The sequence below is a fragment of the Geodermatophilus obscurus genome (genome assembly GCF_900115395.1).
Classification (GTDB): Bacteria; Actinomycetota; Actinomycetes; order Mycobacteriales; family Geodermatophilaceae; genus Geodermatophilus; species Geodermatophilus obscurus_B.
Genome location: NZ_FOWE01000012.1, coordinates 1 through 17,439, shown reverse-complemented (window position 1 = coordinate 17,439; position 17,439 = coordinate 1). Strand labels below are relative to the sequence as shown.

The window sequence follows — 17,439 nt, the reverse complement described above, 5'->3', positions numbered from 1 at the left end:
GTCACTGCCCGTCCCGCATGGTCGCGGCGGCGTGGCGGACGGCCTTCTTGATGTTGGCGTAGCCGGTGCACCGGCAGAGGTTGCCGCCCACGAGCTCGTCGACCTCCTCCTCGGAGATCTCCTCCGCGGCGTCCCGGGCCTCCAGGCCCGCGGCGATCGTCACGAGGAAGCCCGGCGTGCAGTAGCCGCACTGCAGGGCGTGGCACTCGCGGAAGGCCTCCTGCACCGGGTGCAGCACCTGCCCGCCGCGCTCGTCCTCGCGGGCCAGGCCCTCGACGGTGGTCACCGAGGCGCCCTGCACCTGCACGGCCAGCACCAGGCAGGAGCGCACCGGGTCGCCGTCGACCATGACCGTGCACGAGCCGCAGACGCCGTGCGCGCAGCCCACGTGCGTGCCGGTCAGGCCGAGGTCGTCGCGCAGGAGGTCCGACAGCACCCGGCGCACCGGCACGGTGGCCTCGCGCGGGACGCCGTTGACGGTGACGGACACGGTGCGCTCGGCATCGGTCTGCGGGCGGTCGACGGAGGTGGTCACGCGGCGGTCCTCTCGAGTGCTTCGGCGGCGGCCTCCGCCAGTGTCCGCTCGGTCAGCACCCCGACGAGCAGCCGCCGGTAGTCGGCGCTGGCATGGATGTCGCCGTCGGGGTCGACCAGCGTGCGGGCCAGCGCGCCGGCGGCGGCCCAGTCGGCGCCGTCGACCGGCTTCCCGGCGACGGCCTCCGTGAGGTCGTGCACCTCGGGCACCAGCCCGACGGAGATGTAGGACGCCCGGACGGCGGCGACCCGGCGGTCCCCGTCGAGGGTGACGACGACGCCGGCCCCGCAGACGGCGTAGTCGCCCTTGCGCCGCGAGATCTCGGCGAACGCGGTGCCCGACCGCTCGGCCAGGGCGGGGAAGAAGGCGTCGACGACGACCGAGGGTCCGCTCAGCGACGTCTCCAGCGGCCCGACGAACAGGTCCCGCCAGCCGACCGTCTCGCGGCCGCCGGGCGTCGCCACCGTCACCGAGCCGTCGGTGAGCGCCAGCACCGACGTCATCTCCCCGGAGGGGTCGGCGTGCGCGATCGAGCCGACCGTCGTCCCGCGGTTTCGGATGGCCGGGTGGGCGACGTTCGCCGTCGCCCGCGCCAGCAGCGGCTGGACCCGGGCGGCGGCGGTGTCGCGGAGCAGGTGCGCGTGGCGGACCAGGGCGCCCACCCGCACGCCGTCCCCGGTCGCCTCGACGGCGTCGAGGCCGGGCACCCGGTTGAGGTCGACCAGCGTGCTCGGCGCGGCGAGCCGCATCGCCAGCAGCGGCAGCAGTGACTGCCCGCCGGCGAGCACCTTGGCGCCCGCCTCGGCGGAGAGGACGTCGAGCGCCTCGTCGAGGGACCGGGGGTCGGCGTAGCGGAAGGGAGCCGGTTTCACCTGTCGAGCGTCCCCTTGCGGGTGTCGACGTTGCGGGTGTCGACGCCGGGACGGGTGTCGGGACCCGGACGGTTGTCGGTGCCGGCCCGCCCGATCTCGTCGACCGACGACGGGTCCGAGCCGCCCCGCGCGTCGGCGTAGCCGCCCGCGGGACCGCCGCCGTGGTGACCCAGCGAGGACCCGCTCTCCGGGACGCTGCCCTCGCGGAGCAGCGCGGCCTTCATGTCGGCCGGGGCCAGCGCCCGCGCGAGGTGCCAGCCGACGACGGCGACGATCGAGCCCAGCGCGATGCCGTTGAGCGAGAAGTCGTCGGTGAAGGTCAGGGTCACGTTGCCGATGCCGATGATGATCCCGGCCGCGAGCGGCACCAGGTTGACCGGGTTGGCGAAGTCGACCCGGTTCTCCTTCCAGATCTTGGCGCCGAGCAGGCCGATCATCCCGTAGAGGACGACGGTGATCCCGCCGAGCACGCCACCGGGGACGATGTTGATGAGCGCACCGAACTTGGGGATCAGGCCCAGCAGGATGGCGACGATGGCGGCGACGTAGTACGCGGCGGTCGAGTAGACCCGCGTGGCGGCCATGACGCCGATGTTCTCGGCGTACGTCGTCGTCGGGGAGCCGCCGACCGAGGTGGCGATGACCGTGCCGACACCGTCGGCGAAGACCGCGCGGCCCATGACCGGGTCGAGGTCGCGCTTGGTCATCTCGGCCACGGCCTTGACGTGGCCGACGTTCTCGGCCACCAGGGCGATGACGGCGGGGATGACCAGCAGGCTGAAGTTCAGCGAGAAGCTGGGCGCGGTGAAGTCGGGCAGGCCGAACCAGTCCGCCTGGCCGACGGAGTCGAAGCTGATCCGGTCGTGCTCCACCGGGTCGGGGCCGGTGGGCAGCACCGAGGTGATCGGGCCGGCGGTCGCGTCGAGCAGGATCGAGAGCAGGTAGCCGAAGACCAGGCCGAGCAGGATCGCGATGCGGGCGAGGAAGCCGCGCAGTGCCAGCGAGGCGACGATGACGAACGTCATCGTGGCGAGGGCGACCCACTGGTCCTGCGGCCAGTACGTGCTCGCCGCGACCGGGGCCAGGTTGAAGCCGATCAGCATGACGACCGCGCCGGTGACGGCCGGCGGCAGCACCTTGTTGATCAGGCCGAGACCCGCGAAGTGGATCAGCAGACCGACCAGGGCCAGGACGACGCCGGCGACCAGCAGCGCGCCGACGACGTCGCTCGAGTCCCCGCCGTTGGCGCGGATGGCGGCGACACCGCCGACGAACGCGGCGCTGGTGCCCAGGTAGCTGGGGACGCGGTTCTTCACGATGAGCAGGAAGACGATCGTCGCGACGCCGCTCATCATGATCGCGAGGTTGGCGTCCAGCCCCATGATCAGCGGGAAGACGAACGTCGCCCCGAACATCGCGACGACGTGCTGGGCACCGATGCCCACGGTCAGCGGCCACGAGAGGCGCTCGTCGGGGGCGACGGCCTCGCCGAGCGGCGGCGTCTTCCCGTCGCCGTAGAGCTTCCAGCCGAACGCCATGGGGGTCCTCCTCGAGAGGCCAGCCGATGCGGCCCGGGAGGTGCCGCCACCCCCGGGGAGCCGTCACAGTGACACGCGACACCGCCGGGTGGAAGTCCCTCAGCGTTAAGACTTCGGTGGGTGGTGGGATCGTTGCGCAGCCGATATCTCACCGCTGAGGCATCTGCCGGTACGGTCGGCGGGGTGAGCGCTCCAGGCCCCGGAGAGGGCGTCCGGCACGTCTCCCTGCGCAGCGGCGTCTACGCCGACTCGGTGCGCCTGATGCAGGTCAGCCGCGACGTCGGCGCCCGCGACGGCGTCACCGCGGTCCTCGTCGCGATGGCCACGCCGCTCAACGTCGAGCTCGCCGCCGGCATGGGCCTGGCACCCGACGGGACGCCGTCGCCCGACGAGCTCCTCATCGGGATCCGCGCCACCGACGACGACGCGCTGGCCGCCGCGGTCACCGCCGTCGACACCGCCCTCGCCGAGCGGGAGCGCTCCCGCGCGACCGCCGACGCCCAGCCGGCCCGCACCATCGGCGCCGGCCTCGACGACCTCGACCCGAACACGGCGGCACTGGCGATCGTGAGCGTCCCGGGGCAGTACGCGGCGCTCGAGGCCGCCGACGCCATCGCCGCCGGCCGCAGCGTGCTGGTCTTCTCCGACGGCGTCCCCGTCGAGCAGGAGGTCGCCCTCAAGCGGGCTGCGCGAGAGGCCGGCGTGCTCGTCATGGGGCCCGACTGCGGCACCGCGATCGTCTCCGGCGTCGCCCTCGGCTTCGCCAACGTCGTCCGGCCGGGGCCGGTCGGCGTCGTGGCGGCGTCGGGTACCGGGGCGCAGCAGGTGTCCTGCCTGCTCGACGCGGCCGGCGTCGGCGTCTCGCACGTGATCGGCGTGGGCGGGCGAGACCTGTCCGAGGCCGTGGGCGGGCTGGCGACCCTCGACGCCCTGGCCGCGCTCGACGCCGACCCCGCCACCGAGCGGGTGCTCGTCGTCTCCAAGCCCCCGGCCCCCTCGGTCGCCGCGGAGGTGGCGCGGGTGTCGGACGGGCTGGCCACCCCCGTCCGGTCGGCGGCGCTGTCCCCGGGGACGCCCGACCTCACCGCCGCCGTCGAGGCGCTGCTGGCCGACATGGGGCGCGACGTCCCCGCGTGGCCCTCGCGGCCCGGCCCGGGGGCGACGGCCGCGCCGGGTGCGGTGCTCAAGGGCCTTTACTCCGGCGGCACGCTGGCCGACGAGGCGATGCTGATCGCCGCCCCCGTGCTCGGCGACGTCCGCTCCAACACCCCGCTGCGGCCCGAGCTCGACCTCGGCACGGACCTGTCCGCCACCGGGCACGTGGTGGTCGACTTCGGTGACGACGCCCTCACCGTCGGCCGCGCGCACCCCATGATCGACCCGACCCTGCGGCTGGAGGCGATCGCCCGGCTGGCCGCGTCCGGCGAGGCCGCGGTGCTGCTGCTCGACGTCGTCCTCGGCCACGGCGCCGACCCCGACCCGGCCACGGCCCTGGCCCCGGCGCTGCGGGAGGCCGGCCTGCCCGTCGTCGTCGCGCTGGTCGGCACCGAGGCCGACCCGCAGGGCTGGAGCCGGCAGGCCGACGCCCTCGCCGCGGCCGGTGCCGCCGTCTACGCCTCCAACGCCGCGGCCACGCGGCACGCCCTCGACCTGCTGGGAGCCGTGTGATGAGCCTGGGTGGACTGCTGGACGGCCCGCCGGCCGTGGTCGCCGCCGGGGTGGAGGTCTTCTCCGGTGCGCTGCGCGCCCAGGGGGTCGACGTGGCCGACGTCGACTGGCGGCCGCCGGCGATCGGCGACGCGGGCGACCTCACCGCGCTCGCCCTCGACCCGCGCCGCGCCGCGGCCAACCGGACGGCGGTCGAGCGGGTGCTGGCCGCGGGCTCGGTGCTCACCGACGTCCGGCCCGCCCGCGAGGTGCTCGGCCTCGACGACCGCACGCTGCTGCACTCCGGCCCGCCCCTGACCTGGGACGCGGCGTCGGGCCCCATGCGCGGCGCGCTCGTCGGCGCCTGCCTGTTCGAGGGCTGGGCCGCCACCGTCGAGGAGGCCGAGGCGCTGCTGGCCTCCGGCGGCGTGGCGCTCGAGCCCTGCCACCACCGGTCGGCCGTCGGGCCCATGGCGGGGGTGACGTCGCCGTCCATGTGGGCGTGGTGCCTGGAGGACCCGGTCAACGGCGGCCGCGCCTACTGCAACCTCAACGAGGGCCTGGGCAAGGTGCTGCGGATGGGCGCCTTCGGCGAGGACGTGCTCACCCGCCTGGCCTGGATGCGCGACGTCCTCGGCCCGCTGCTGGCCCGGGCGGTGCGGTCGATGGCCGAGCCGCTCGACGCCAAGGCGATCCTCGCGCAGATGCTGCAGATGGGCGACGAGGGGCACAACCGCAACCGCGCCGGCTCGCTGATGACCCTGCGCGAGCTGTCCCCGGCCCTGGTGGCACTCGACGCGCCGTCGGACGACATCGCGGCCGCGCTGCGGTTCATCGGCGGCAACGAGCACTTCTTCCTCAACCTCGGCATGCCGACGGCGAAGCTCGCGATGGACGCCGCCCGCGACGTCCCCGGCTCCACGCTGGTCACCGTGATGGCCCGCAACGGCACGGAGTTCGGCGTGCAGACCGCCGGCACCGGGGACCGCTGGTTCACCGGCCCCGCGCAGACGCCGGTGGGCCTGTTCCTCGGCGACTACGGCCCCGACGACGCCAACCCCGACATCGGCGACTCCGCGATCATGGAGACCTACGGCGTCGGCGGTTTCTCCATGGCCGCGGCACCGGCGATCGTGCGGTTCGTCGGCGGCACCGTCCCCGACGCGCTGGCCACCACCGAGCGGATGTACCAGCTCACCCTCGCCGAGAACCCGGCGATGGCCATCCCGATCATGGGCTTCCGCGGTGCCCCCACCGGCATCGACGTCCTCGCCGTCGCGCGCACCGGGTGGCTGCCGCAGATCAACACCGGCATGGCCGGGCGGGTGGCCGGCACCGGGCAGGTCGGCGCCGGGCTGGTGCAGCCGCCGCGGGAGTGCTTCGAGTCCGCCCTGGCCGCGCTCGCACAGGAGGCCCGCGCCGCGACGGCCGCCTGACCCCGGCCACTCCTCCTGGCGAGATCACGTGGTCTCGTACGCCCGGACGCCGTTCCGCGTACGAGATCACGGGATCTCGCCCGTGGTCGACCGCTACGCCGGGCCGCAGGTGAGCAGCGTGTCGAGCGCAGCGCCGAGCCCGGACCCGCCGGCGAGCGGCGCGCGAAACGGCACCCGCAGGTCGTAGCAGGAGGCCGGGGCCTCGACCCGGAAGCGCACGCCGTGGCGGTCCAGGCCGAGCAGCCGGACGTCGTCGCGCGGGCCGGCCCAGGCCTGCACCCGGGCGAGCAGCCGGGTGAGCGCCGCCCCGTGCACCTCGGCCAGCCCGGACTCCTCGGCACCCACCGGGTCGGGCCGGGCGGCGGCGAAGGCGTCGGGGTCCACCTCGTGCGTGGCCCCGCCGTCGGTGAGGAGCACCTCGGCCAGGTCGAGGCGGACCAGCACGGCGCGCAGGCCGACGTCGAGCAGCGCGTCGGAGGGCCGGACGTCGGCCAGGTCGAGGAGGCCGCGCTGCACGTCGGCCGCGTGCACGGGGGAGAGCCAGCCCGACAGTTCCACCCGGCCGCGCAGCGGGTGCCACACCGCGAACGGGGAGCGGTCGGTGACGGTGAGCCGGGCGGGCAGGTCGCCGAGCGGCGAGGTCCGCAGCGCCGCGGCCAGCCGCCCGTCGGCGGGGACGACGACGAGCACCTGGCCGGCCGGCGTCGTCCCGGCGACGGTGAGCTCGACCGCCCCGACGCCGACCGCGTGCAGCGCCGCCGAGGCGCGGGCGGCCACCGTGCGGGCGCGCTCGGCGGGGGAGGGCTGCGGGGTGCCCGTGGTGTCCGTGCTCGCGCGGGGGGAGGTCATCGTCACCTCGAGGAGTCGGCGTGTGGGTAAGGTGAACCTAACCTAACTCAGGAGGTCTGGTGAACACCCCGCGTCCCAAGGTCCGGCTCAGCCGCCGGCTCGGCCTGCCGCTCACCCCGAAGGCGGTGGGCTACTTCGAGCGCCGCCCCTACCCGCCGGGCGAGCACGGCCGCAAGCGCAAGCAGCAGAGCGACTACTCGACCCGGCTGCTGGAGAAGCAGCGGCTGCGGGCGCAGTACGACGTCAGCGAGACCCAGCTGCGGCGCGCCTTCGACCGGGCGCGGCGGACCGGCGGCAAGACCGGCGAGGCGCTGATCCAGGACCTCGAGTCGCGGCTGGACGCCACGGTGCTGCGGGCCGGCTTCGCCCGCACGATCTACCAGGCCCGGCAGTTCGTCACCCACCAGCACGTTCTGGTCAACGGCCGCCGCGTGGACCGTCCCTCCTACCGGCTGCGCCCCGGCGACTGGGTCTCCATCGCCGAGCGGTCGCGCACCAAGGAGCCGTTCCAGGTCGCCGCCTCCGGCGCGCACGCCGACGCCCCGGCCTACCTCGAGGTGCGCCTGGCCGACCTCACCGCCCGCGTGGAGCGGGTGCCCGCCCGCGAGGAGGTCCCGGTGGTCTGCGAGGAGCAGCTGGTCGTGGAGTACTACTCCCGCTGACCGAGCACCCCGACGTCCTCGGCGAAGGACAGCCGGGCCGCGGTGGCGCCCTGCAGGTCGTCGCGGGTCAGCCCGGCGGCCATCTCGCGCACCAGGAAGCCCTCGGCGGTCACGTCGAGGACGGCGAGGTCGGTGTAGACGCGGTCGACCACGCCGGCGGCGGTCAGCGGGTAGGTGCAGCGCGGCAGCAGCTTCGGGGAGCCGTCGCGGGTGGTGTGTGTCGTCATCACCAGCACCCGCTTCGCGCCGACGGCGAGGTCCATGGCCCCGCCGACCGCCGGCGGGTGGGTGACGTCGTCGGTGGCCCAGTTGGCCAGGTCGCCGGTCTCGGACACCTGGAAGGCGCCGAGCACGGTGACGTCGACGTGGCCGCCGCGCATCATCAGGAACGCGTCGGTGTGGTGGAAGAACGCCCCGCCCGGCAGGAGGGTCACCGGCTGCTTGCCGGCGTTGATCAGCTCGGGGTCCTCCTCGCCGGGCGCCGGGGTCGGCCCCATCCCGAGGATGCCGTTCTCGGAGTGGTAGACGACCTCCTTGCCGTCGCCCACGCAGTCGGCCACCAGCGTCGGCAGGCCGATGCCGAGGTTGACGTAGGCGCCGTCGGGGATGTCCCGCGCGATCCGCCGCGCGACGTCCCGCAGGTCCGGCCTCACGCCACCTCCACCCGCACCACGCGGTCGACGAAGATCCCCGGCGTCACGATCGCCTCCGGGTCGAGCTCGCCCAGCTCGACGAACTCGTCGACCTGGACGACGGTCAGCGCGGCCGCCGCGGCCATCGTCGGGCCGAAGTTCCGCGCGGCGGTGCGGTAGACGAGGTTGCCCCAGCGGTCGGCCCGCGCGGCCTTGACCAGGGCGACGTCGCCGGGGAGGGGCTCCTCGAACACGTGCCGGCGGCCGCCGATCACCCGCACCTCCTTGCCCTCGGCCAGCCGCGTGTCGGCACCGGTCGGCGTGAAGAAGCCGCCGAGACCGGCCGCCGCGGCCCGCATCCGCTCGCTGAGCGTGCCCTGCGGCACCAGCTCCAGCTCCACCTCGCCGGCCCGCCAGCGCTCCTCGAACCAGACCGACCCCGCCGACCGCGGGTAGGAGCAGACGATCCGGCGCACCCGGCGCTCGCGCAGCAGCGCGGCGACGTCGGTCTCGCCGGAGCCCGCGTTGTTCGTGACGACGGTGAGGTCGGTGGTGCCGCGGTCGAGGAGCGCGTGCACCAGCTCCACCGGCACCCCGGACGCGCCGAACCCGCCGACGAGCACGGTCGCGCCGTCCTCGATGCCCGCGACGGCGTCGGTCACCGTCGCGACGCGCTTGTCGATCACGTCCACCTCCGCCCGGGCCGGCGCCGACCGGTTGGCGACCGCGCGGCCCGACCCGCAGTCTTCCCGCGTGGGACGGGACGACGTCGTCCGGGTGAGCAAGCGGCTGTCGTACGTGCTGCGGCACCGGCCCGACAGCGTGGGGCTCGCCCTCGACACCGCCGGCTGGGCCGACGTCGACGCGCTGCTGGGCGCCCTCGCCGCGCACGGGCTGCCGCTGACCCGGGAGGACCTCGACCGCGTCGTCGCCGGTAACGACAAGCGGCGGTTCGCCTACGACGACACGGGGACGCGCATCCGGGCCAGCCAGGGGCACAGCGTGCCGGTGGCGCTCGGGTACGCGGCCCAGCCGCCGCCCGCCGTCCTCTTCCACGGCACCCCCGTGCGCACCCTGGCCGCGGTGCTCACCGAGGGGCTGCGCCCGGGCCGCCGGCACGCCGTGCACCTGAGCGCCGACGAGGCGACCGCCCGGACGGTGGGGGAGCGCCGCGGCCGCGCCGCCGTCCTGCGCGTCGACGCCGCCGGCCTGGCCGCCGCCGGTGCGGTCTTCACCCGCTCCGCCAACGGCGTGTGGCTGGTCGACGCCGTCCCGCCGGCGTACCTCACCGTCCTCGACGGCTAGGCGGGCACGCGGACGGCGAGCAGCGCGACGTCGTCGTGCCGGTCGGCGGAGGCCGCTGCCAGCAGCCGGTCGCACAGCTCGTCGAGCGGCTCCCCCGCACGCCGGTGCAGCTCCTCGACCAGCCAGGCGCTGCCCTCGTCGAGCGTGCCGTCGCGCCGCTCGACCAGGCCGTCGGTGTAGAGCAGCAGCGTGTCGCCCGGGTGCAACACGACCTCCGCGTCGGTGCGGGGGCTCTCCGGTGTGACGCCCAGGAGTCGCTCGGGCACGCGCTCGAGCAGCCGGACCGACCCGTCGGCCCCCAGGAGCGCCGGCGGCGGGTGACCGGCGTTGGACCAGCACAGCGTCGCGCCCCCGGCGGTGCGGGTGACGGTGGCGACGACCACGGTGACCAGCGCCGGGGTCGACGGGTGCGCCATGACGCGGTCGAGGGCGCGCAGGACCTCCGCCGGGGACGTCGCGTCGACGGCGACCGCGCGCAGCATCCCGCGGACCTCGGCCATGGCGGCCGCCGCCTGCGGGTCGTGCCCGGCGACGTCGCCGATCACCAGCACGGTGCCGCCGCCGGCCGCGGGGAACGCGTCGTACCAGTCCCCGCCGACGCGGGCCCCGCGCACGGCGGGCAGGTAGCGCACGGCCGACTCGAAGACGGGGACGACCGGCGGCGGGCCGAGCAGGTGCCGCTGCAGCGTCTCCCCGAGGCGCAGCGCCGCCCGCGCCGACGCCGCCTCGCCGCTCAGCCGCGCCAGCTCCCCCTCCCGCCGCACGCGCAGGACGCAGGCGCCGACGGCCACCACGCCCACCACCGCGACGACGGTCAGCCGGATGACCTGGGCCGGCAGGGCCTCGTCGACGTACTGCCGGTCGTACACGCCGAGCAGGGCCGCCGTCAGCAGCGCGACCAGGCCGTAGGCGGCGGTGGCCCGCCGTCCGAGCAGGGTGGCGGCGACCAGCGGCGAGGCCGCGACCAGGCCGAGGACCACCTGGTCCCGCCCGAGCGCGAGGTCGAGCACCGCCGGGCCGAGGAGGAACACCAGGGGCAGCACGTGTGCCCGGATGACCGCGTCCACTGCAGTGCCTCCGTGCGGCCGTCTCCGTGAGGGTCCGACCCTACGGCCCGGCGTCCGCCCCGCCCGGCACCGCCGCGGGCCGGCGTGCAGCCGGCCCGCGGGGGCTCACGCCCTGACGATCGCCGCGACCGGTCCGCCGCCGGAGGGGCCCTGGTGCACCGCGGCCACCGACACGAACACCGCCGGGTCGCCGGTCACCGACGCCGCGACGCCGCCCACGGTGGCCTTGATCTGCCGGTGCCAGAAGACGTCGGAGTCGTCGAGCATCGCGTTGCGCCGGCCGCGGACGTAGCCGGTCGGGTCGGCCTCGCACTTGAGGAAGACGTTGACCAGCCGGTCGCCGAGGTCGCTGACGTGCGGGCGCTCGGGCAGCTCGAGGCCGGCCTGGCGGATGGCGTCCCAGATGCCGTCCTGGTCCAGGGCGTCCTTCATCACCGAGTGCCCGATGCGGTAGGCGCCGCCGTGCCCGCGGGCGTTGCCGACGACGACGATCTGCGCCCGGTCGAGCTCCACGCCCGACGAGCACGAGGCGACGGCGCTGAACAGCGACAGGTCGCGCATGACCTGCTTCTGCTCCGGCATCTCGATCTCGCCCAGCGCCACCGCGATGCCGAGCGCCGTCGTGCCGTTGGAGAGGTCCATGGAGCCGTGCGGCTCGTCGTAGTACGTCTCCTTGCCGCGGGCCTTGGCGTCGCGGATGGTCTCGATGGTCAGCAGCGGCGTCTTGGTCTGCACGTAGTGGACGTCGGCGGGGTCGGTGATCCCGGCCGCCTCCATCGCGCGCCGCACGCCCTCGGCCACCTTCTCCACCATCGAGATGCGGCCGATGTCCTCGGGCAGCAGGACGTCGCTCATCGCGTAGCCGACGGTCAGCCGCGGGTCGTCGGTCTTCTCGACGGCGTCCTCGGGCAGCGTGGCGAAGATGGTGGCGTGCGGGCTGATGACGCCGTCGGTGCCGCCGGACCACACGATCGGGATCTCGGCGACGTCCTCCTTGCTGCGCGTGCCCTTCTCGAGCAGCACCTCGCGGAAGGCCCGGTCGGCGATGATCCGGGTGTAGTCGTTGACGCCGCCGTTGCCCTCGGTCTTGCCGATGACGGCGACGACCCGGTCGGCCTCCATGACGCCGTCGTCGATGAGCTTGGCCAGCTCGCTGGCGTCGCTGACGTTGTGCAGCGGGACCTTGCGGACCTCGATCGGTGCGGGCACGTGTTCCTCTTTCCTAGGCAGCGGTCAGGATCGTGCCGACGGCGTTCCCGGTGACGGCGTCGGCGATGTTCTCCAGCGAGGTGATGACGGCGGTGCGGGGCGGGTCCTGGCCGTCGACGGGGCCCTCCACGAAGCGCAGGGCGGCCTCGACCTTCGGGCCCATGCTGCCGCGGCCGAACTCCCCGGCCGCGGCGTGCGCGCGGAGCTCGGCCGGGGTGACCCGGCCCAGCGGACGCGCGGCGTCGGTGCCGAAGCCGAGGACGACGTTGGCCACGTCGGTGGCGATGACCAGCGTGTCGGCGCCCAGCTCGCGGGCCAGCAGCGCGGCGGTGAGGTCCTTGTCGATGACGGCCTCCACGCCGCGCATCGGCCGTTCCGCGATCACCGGCACCCCGCCTCCGCCGGCGCACACGACGACGAAGCCGGCGGCGAGCAGCGCCGCGACGGCCGGGGCGTCCACGACCGACCGCGGCTCGGGCGAGGCGACGACGCGGCGCCATCCGCGCGGGCCGCGGTCCTCCCACAGCTGGCCGAGCGCGACGAACCGCGCGGCCTCCTCGGCGGGCAGGTACCGGCCGATCGGCTTCGACGGCGCGGCGAAGTGCGGGTCGGCGGGGTCGACGAGCGTGCGCGTGACGAGGGCGGCGGTGCGGCGGTCCAGCCCGCGGGCGGCCAGGGCGGCGTCGAGCTCGTCGGTGAGGGTGAAGCCGACGGTGGCCTGCGTCTGGGCGACGCACCAGTCCAGCGGCACCGGCGGGACGACGCTCGCCGCCATCTCGTTCTTGACCAGCAGGTTGCCGACCTGCGGGCCGTTGCCGTGGGTGAGGACCACCTCGACGCCGGCGGCCACGACCTCCGCGATCGCCCCCGCGGCCACCGCGAGGGCGGCCTGCTGCGCGGCCGGTGTCGCCGAGCCGTCGGGCCCGGTCATCGCGTTGCCGCCCAGGGCGATCACGGCGCGGCGGGAGTCCACCCGGCGCAGCGTAGCGGCAGATGTCTCAGTGCTGAAGTATCCGGCGGGAGGTCAGCGCCGCCAGAAGTCGAAGCGGTCGCGCCCGGGGCGGAACCCGGCGGCCTCGACGACGTCGACGGCGAGGTCGAACCGCTGTCCGACGGCGTACGGCTGGTGGGCGTCGCTGCCGAAGCTCACCGCCTCGCCACCCTCCTCGCGGAACCAGCGCACCTGGTCGGCCGAGGCCAGCGGGCTGCTGGTGTTGACCTCCAGCGCCCGGCCGGTGCCGGCCAGCGCGCGGAACACCGCCCGGTACTCCTCCTCGTAGTCCTTCTCCACGTAGCGGTGCTGACCGCCGGGCCAATACCGCCGCGGGAAGTCGACGTGGGCGAGCACCTGGAAGACGTCGCTGCTCTCCACCATGTCGACGACCTCGGCGAGGTAGCGGCGCATGGTCGCGTCGGCGTCGGTGTAGAGCAGCTGGCCGACGCCGTAGAGCCGGTCGCCGTCGTGCAGGGAGTGCAGCGAGCCGAGCACGCGGTCGACGGGCGCGCCGGCCAGGTGCGCCGCGACGCTGGAGGCGAACAGGTGCGGCTCGCCGGCCTCGACGCCGGACCAGATGCGCAGCTCGGGGAACCGCTCGCGCACCTCGGTGAGCTCGGCCCAGTAGCCCTCGGAGTCGATCGGCTCGTGCCGCGAGGCGTGCCGGTCGACCAGGCCCAGCGTGGTGGCCCGGTCGTCGGGACCCCACACGGTGAAGTCGAGGTGCTCGGTGAAGGCGATCGCCGGCAGCCCCTGGGCGACGGCCTGCTCGCACGCGCGGGCCATGGTGACCGAGCTGGGGGTGTCCCACGACCACCCGGTGTGCACGTGGTTGTCCGGCGGCCGCATCCTCACCATCCTGCCCGCCGTCCCCAGGTCGCGCATGGACGGTCCCGCTGTCGGAGGACACACCTACTGTCGGGGCCCATGAGCACCGCCGCGCCGCCGTCCGATCTCGCCGCCGAGGCCCTCGGGGTCTTGCGCGAGCTGACCGGCCGTCCCGGCGCGGAGTTCCGCGAGGGCCAGGACGCCGCCGTCGCCGCGCTGGTCGAGCGCTCCGAGCGCGCCCTGGTGGTGCAGCGCACCGGCTGGGGCAAGTCGGCGGTCTACTTCGTCTCCACCGCGCTGCTGCGCCGCCGCGGCGCCGGGCCCACCCTGTTGGTGAGCCCACTGCTCGCGCTGATGCGCGACCAGGTGGCCGCCGCGGCCCGCGCCGGCATCCGCGCCGTCGAGATCTCCAGCGCCAACGCCACCGAGTGGGACGACGTCGCCGCGCGCCTGGCCGCCGACGACGTCGACGTCCTGCTCGTCTCGCCCGAACGGCTGACCAACCCGCGCTTCCGCGAGGAGCAGCTGCCCGGCCTGGTCGCCCGCTGCGGCCTGCTCGTCGTCGACGAGGCGCACTGCGTCTCCGACTGGGGCCACGACTTCCGCCCCGACTACCGGCGCATCCGCGACCTGCTGGGCACGCTGCCGGCCGGCACCCCGGTCCTCGCCACCACGGCGACGGCCAACGAGCGCGTCGTCGCCGACGTGGCCGAGCAGCTCGGCGCCGGTGGGGTGGGGGTGACCACCGTGCGCGGGCCGCTGGCGCGCGACTCGCTGCGCCTGGGCGTGCTGCGACTCCCCACCGACCGCGCCCGGCTGGCCTGGCTCGCCGCCCACGTCGGCGACCTCCCGGGCAGCGGCATCGTGTACACGCTCACCGTCGCCGCGGCCGAGGAGACCGCGGCGCTGCTGCGCGACGCCGGACACGACGTGCGCGCCTACACCGGCCGCCTCGACGACGCCGACCGCAAGGACGCCGAGGAGGCGCTCCGGGAGAACCGGGTCAAGGCGCTGGTCGCCACCTCGGCGCTGGGGATGGGCTTCGACAAGCCCGACCTCGGCTTCGTCGTGCACCTCGGGGCGCCGTCCTCGCCGGTCAGCTACTACCAGCAGGTGGGGCGTGCCGGCCGTGCCGTCGAGCACGCCGACGTCCTGCTCCTGCCCGGCCCCGAGGACCTCGCCATCTGGCAGTGGTTCGCCACCTCGTCCATGCCGCGCGAGGACCACGCCGCCGCCGTCCTGTCCGCCATGGCCGACGGGAGGGCGTGGTCGGTGGCCCGGCTGGAGACCGTCGCCGACGTCCGCCGGTCCCGGCTGGAGCTGCTGCTCAAGGTGCTCGCCGTCGACGGCGCCGTCGAGCGGGTGCAGGGCGGCTGGCGCTCCACCGGCCGCCCGTGGGTGTACGACGCCGATCGCTACGCCCGCGTCGCGCGCACCCGCGAGGCCGAGCAGCGGGCGATGCTCGACTACGCGAAGCCGGTCGACCGGGCGCGCTGCCGCATGGCCTTCCTGCAGGAGGCGCTCGACGACCCGACCGCCGCCCCGTGCGGCCGCTGCGACGTCTGCGCCGGCCCCTGGTACCCGACCGACGTCCCGGAGGGCGCCGCCCAGGCCGCCTCCGCCGCGCTCGACCGCCCCGGCGTGGAACTCGCCCCGCGCGCCCAGTGGCCCACCGGCGCCGACCGGCTCGGCGTCGAGGTGAAGGGCAAGATCGCCGCCGGTGAGCTGCTCGAGCCCGGCCGGGCCGTCGCCCGGCTCACCGACCTGGGCTGGGGTCAGCGCCTGCGCACGCTGCTCGGCGACGACGGCGTCGGGGGCACGGTGACCCTCGACCTCGAGGCGCCCGGCCTCGAGGAGGACCCCGACGCCGCCTTCGACGTGCCGGTGCAGCGCTCGGTGTCCGACGTCCCGCCCGACGACGACCTGCTGCGCGCCTGCGCCCGCGTCCTGGGGGCCTGGGACTGGGCCGAGCGCCCGGCCGCGGTGGTCGCCGTCCCGTCCCGTCGCCGCCCGCGGCTGGTCACCGGGGTGGCACAGGGCCTGGCGCGGCTCGGCCGGCTGCCCTACCTGGGGGAGATGTCCCTGGCGCACGGCGGGCCGACCGGCGGCCCGGGCGGGAACAGCGCCTTCCGGCTGGCGGGGGTGTGGCAGCGGATCGTCGTCGGCCCGGAGCTGCGGTCCCGGCTCGATGAGCTCGGTGCGGTCCCCGTCCTGCTCGTCGACGACCTCGCCGACTCCCGCTGGACGATGACGGTCGCCGGCCGGGAGCTGCGGCTGGCGGGCGCGTCCCGGGTGCTCCCCTTCGCGCTCGCGCTCACCGCCTAGGGGTCGTACACACGTTCGATCGGCGCTAGCCTCCGTCCATGTCGCTCGCGCACCAGCCGTCGATGTTCGACGTCGCCGAGGAGGCCGCGCTCACGCCGTTGCCGGGCCGGGTGCGGCGGCACCTGCTCAGTCGCGGGGCGTGGGTCGACCACCTGCCGGGCTGGGTGACCGGGTCGGACGAGGTCCTCGAGGTGCTCCTCGGCGACATCGGCTGGCGGGCCGACCGGCGGCAGATGTACGACCGGGAGGTCGCCGTCCCCCGGCTGCTGCGCTGGTACGGCCGGGACGAGGTCCTGCCGCACCCCCTCCTGACCGCGGCGCGTGCCGCCCTCGACGCGCACTACGCGCCCGAGCTCGGCGAGCCGTTCGTCACCGCGGGGATGTGCCTCTACCGGGACGGGCGGGACAGCGTGGCCTGGCACGGCGACCGGCTGGGGCGCAGCCGCACCGAGGACACGATGGTGGCGATCGTCTCCTTCGGGTCGCCGCGGCCGCTGCTGCTCCGTCCGGCCGGGGGTGGCGGCGAGACCCTGCGCTTCCCGCTCGGCCACGGCGACCTCGTGGTGATGGGCGGCTCGTGCCAGCGCACCTGGGAGCACTGCATCCCGAAGACCACCCGGCCGGTCGGACCGAGGGTGAGCGTCCAGTTCCGCCCGGCCGGCGTCGCCTGAGTCGCCGTGCAGCTGCCGGTCAGCTTCTCCGCGCGCGGCTCCACCGTCACCTCGAGGCCGCCGGCCGGCCGGGCGGTGGCCACGACGTGCCCCTCGTGCGCCTGGGTGATCGAGCGGGCGACGGTCAGCCCGAGCCCGGCACGTCCGCTGCGGTCCAGCCGGTCGCCGCGGGCCCGCCGGAAGGCCTCGAACAGGCGGGGAACGGAGGCGGCGGGCACGACCGGGCCCCCCACCCCGCGACGACGTCCGTTGGACGACGCGACCGGACGGCCGGCGCGTCGTCGTCCCGTCCTCTCCGCCGGCCCGCCGCGGCACGTGCGGGAATGCCGCCGTCGGCGGTGCCGTTGCACCCGTCGTCCGCGACCGCTCCGGTGGCCGCGACGGGTGTGGGGGACCCCCTGCACGACCCCTCCGGGGGCGTGTATGGTTCTTCCTGCACCTCGCGAGAACGGACCGGGCCGCCAGCCTGGTCAACCGCCGGGAAGGCCCCCGAGGCCGGACTGCTGCGGAGCGGGTGTACAGTGTGGACACCGCCTCGAACGAAGGCCGATAAGGCCGGGGTACGAGCGCGTCCGCTCCTTGAGAACTCAACAGCGTGCCGAAAGTCAGTGCCAAGTAGTATCCCCGTCCCGGGCTTGATGTCTGGGTGGGATTCCTTTGGTTGATTGATCGAGATCTGTCAGGTCTCGGTTCTCGGCTGGTTTCAAGCATCTACGGAGAGTTTGATCCTGGCTCAGGACGAACGCTGGCGGCGTGCTTAACACATGCAAGTCGAACGCTGATCCATCTTCGGGTGGTGATGAGTGGCGAACGGGTGAGTAACACGTGGGCAACCTGCCCCCGGCTCTGGGATAACTCCAAGAAATTGG

The 17,439-nt window shown here is 75.2% G+C and carries 16 protein-coding genes, 1 rRNA gene and 1 pseudogene; 7 read left to right on the top strand and 11 right to left on the bottom strand.

Annotated elements, in window-relative coordinates:
- Window position 1 precedes the first annotated feature (1 nt).
- The 3 genes from BM165_RS21290 to BM165_RS21280 are packed head-to-tail and all read right to left on the bottom strand — an operon-like array spanning window position 2 to window position 2,945.
- The gene (locus BM165_RS21290; protein ID WP_075015558.1) at window positions 2–535 is read right to left on the bottom strand and encodes a (2Fe-2S)-binding protein; all 534 of its coding nucleotides are present in this window, start codon (window positions 533–535) and stop codon (window positions 2–4) included.
- Complete coding sequence (locus tag BM165_RS21285; protein WP_075015557.1) at window positions 532–1,407, bottom strand: FAD binding domain-containing protein; 876 nt, start codon at window positions 1,405–1,407, stop codon at window positions 532–534. The genes BM165_RS21290 and BM165_RS21285 overlap by 4 nt, the downstream gene beginning before the upstream one ends.
- The gene (locus BM165_RS21280) at window positions 1,404–2,945 is read right to left on the bottom strand and encodes a uracil-xanthine permease family protein (RefSeq protein WP_075015556.1); all 1,542 of its coding nucleotides are present in this window, start codon (window positions 2,943–2,945) and stop codon (window positions 1,404–1,406) included. Before BM165_RS21280 ends, BM165_RS21285 begins: the two co-directional genes overlap by 4 nt.
- Window positions 2,946–3,128: 183 nt before the next feature.
- Between BM165_RS21280 and BM165_RS21275 the strand changes: the two genes are divergently transcribed.
- Window positions 3,129–4,613 carry an FdrA family protein gene (locus BM165_RS21275; protein WP_075015555.1) on the top strand — a complete coding sequence of 495 codons (1,485 nt, stop codon included), beginning with the start codon at window positions 3,129–3,131 and terminating at the stop codon, window positions 4,611–4,613.
- Window positions 4,613–6,028 (top strand): YlbE family protein, encoded by a 1,416-nt coding sequence (locus tag BM165_RS21270; protein ID WP_075015554.1) that lies wholly within the window; start codon window positions 4,613–4,615, stop codon window positions 6,026–6,028. Before BM165_RS21275 ends, BM165_RS21270 begins: the two co-directional genes overlap by 1 nt.
- 93 nt (window positions 6,029–6,121) lie before the next feature.
- Here BM165_RS21270 and BM165_RS21265 read toward each other — a convergent pair whose 3' ends face one another.
- Window positions 6,122–6,877, bottom strand: a complete 756-nt coding sequence (locus BM165_RS21265; RefSeq protein ID WP_075015553.1) for a hypothetical protein — start codon at window positions 6,875–6,877, stop codon at window positions 6,122–6,124.
- 59 nt (window positions 6,878–6,936) lie between these two features.
- Between BM165_RS21265 and rpsD the strand changes: the two genes are divergently transcribed.
- The gene (gene rpsD / locus BM165_RS21260) at window positions 6,937–7,539 is read left to right on the top strand and encodes a 30S ribosomal protein S4 (protein ID WP_075015552.1); all 603 of its coding nucleotides are present in this window, start codon (window positions 6,937–6,939) and stop codon (window positions 7,537–7,539) included.
- On the opposite strand, the gene BM165_RS21255 is transcribed toward rpsD, so the two are convergent.
- Both BM165_RS21255 and BM165_RS21250 read right to left on the bottom strand, forming a co-directional pair.
- Entirely contained in the window at window positions 7,527–8,192 is a 666-nt protein-coding gene (locus BM165_RS21255; RefSeq protein ID WP_075015551.1) for a 3-oxoacid CoA-transferase subunit B, read from the bottom strand. The genes rpsD and BM165_RS21255 overlap by 13 nt on opposite strands.
- The gene (locus BM165_RS21250; RefSeq protein WP_075015689.1) at window positions 8,189–8,857 is read right to left on the bottom strand and encodes a 3-oxoacid CoA-transferase subunit A; all 669 of its coding nucleotides are present in this window, start codon (window positions 8,855–8,857) and stop codon (window positions 8,189–8,191) included. The genes BM165_RS21255 and BM165_RS21250 overlap by 4 nt, the downstream gene beginning before the upstream one ends.
- A gap of 67 nt (window positions 8,858–8,924) precedes the next feature.
- Here BM165_RS21250 and BM165_RS21245 point away from each other — a divergent pair, with 67 nt between their 5' ends.
- Window positions 8,925–9,476 (top strand): RNA 2'-phosphotransferase, encoded by a 552-nt coding sequence (locus BM165_RS21245; protein WP_075015550.1) that lies wholly within the window; start codon window positions 8,925–8,927, stop codon window positions 9,474–9,476.
- Here BM165_RS21245 and BM165_RS21240 read toward each other — a convergent pair.
- From BM165_RS21240 to BM165_RS21225, 4 genes are all read right to left on the bottom strand, one after another.
- Entirely contained in the window at window positions 9,473–10,543 is a 1,071-nt protein-coding gene (locus BM165_RS21240) for a PP2C family protein-serine/threonine phosphatase (RefSeq protein ID WP_244274381.1), read from the bottom strand. The two genes, BM165_RS21245 and BM165_RS21240, sit on opposite strands and share 4 nt — an antisense overlap.
- Before the next feature lie 105 nt (window positions 10,544–10,648).
- A complete protein-coding gene (locus BM165_RS21235; RefSeq protein ID WP_075015549.1) occupies window positions 10,649–11,752 on the bottom strand; it encodes a barbiturase in 1,104 nt (367 codons plus the stop codon).
- A 13-nt stretch (window positions 11,753–11,765) separates the two neighbouring features.
- A complete protein-coding gene (locus BM165_RS21230; RefSeq protein ID WP_143108268.1) occupies window positions 11,766–12,725 on the bottom strand; it encodes a carbamate kinase in 960 nt (319 codons plus the stop codon).
- Between the two features lie 51 nt (window positions 12,726–12,776).
- Entirely contained in the window at window positions 12,777–13,595 is an 819-nt protein-coding gene (locus BM165_RS21225) for a PHP domain-containing protein (protein ID WP_075015547.1), read from the bottom strand.
- 78 nt (window positions 13,596–13,673) lie between these two features.
- On the opposite strand from BM165_RS21225, the gene BM165_RS21220 reads away from it, so the two are divergent.
- Together BM165_RS21220 and BM165_RS21215 are read left to right on the top strand one after the other, a co-directional pair.
- Entirely contained in the window at window positions 13,674–15,899 is a 2,226-nt protein-coding gene (locus BM165_RS21220) for a RecQ family ATP-dependent DNA helicase (RefSeq protein ID WP_075015546.1), read from the top strand.
- A 38-nt stretch (window positions 15,900–15,937) separates the two neighbouring features.
- Entirely contained in the window at window positions 15,938–16,570 is a 633-nt protein-coding gene (locus BM165_RS21215) for an alpha-ketoglutarate-dependent dioxygenase AlkB (RefSeq protein WP_075015545.1), read from the top strand.
- A gap of 41 nt (window positions 16,571–16,611) precedes the next feature.
- On the opposite strand, the pseudogene BM165_RS26360 reads toward BM165_RS21215, so the two are convergent.
- Window positions 16,612–16,788: pseudogene (locus BM165_RS26360) on the bottom strand (ATP-binding protein); the annotation flags it as partial.
- Window positions 16,789–17,280: 492 nt separating this feature from the next.
- Between BM165_RS26360 and BM165_RS21205 the strand changes: the two are divergent.
- A 16S ribosomal RNA gene (locus tag BM165_RS21205) occupies window positions 17,281–17,439 on the top strand; the annotation flags it as partial.

Excerpts from the sequence above, each read along its gene's own strand:
- BM165_RS21265 (WP_075015553.1), bottom strand. The coding sequence starts at position 6,877 with ATGACCTCCCCCCGCGCGAGCACGGACACCACGGGCACCCCGCAGCCC.
- BM165_RS21220 (WP_075015546.1), top strand. The coding sequence starts at position 13,674 with ATGAGCACCGCCGCGCCGCCGTCCGATCTCGCCGCCGAGGCCCTCGGG.
- BM165_RS21270 (WP_075015554.1), top strand. The coding sequence starts at position 4,613 with ATGAGCCTGGGTGGACTGCTGGACGGCCCGCCGGCCGTGGTCGCCGCC.
- BM165_RS21280 (WP_075015556.1), bottom strand. The coding sequence starts at position 2,945 with ATGGCGTTCGGCTGGAAGCTCTACGGCGACGGGAAGACGCCGCCGCTC.
- BM165_RS21215 (WP_075015545.1), top strand. The coding sequence starts at position 15,938 with ATGTCGCTCGCGCACCAGCCGTCGATGTTCGACGTCGCCGAGGAGGCC.
- BM165_RS21225 (WP_075015547.1), bottom strand. The coding sequence starts at position 13,595 with ATGCGGCCGCCGGACAACCACGTGCACACCGGGTGGTCGTGGGACACC.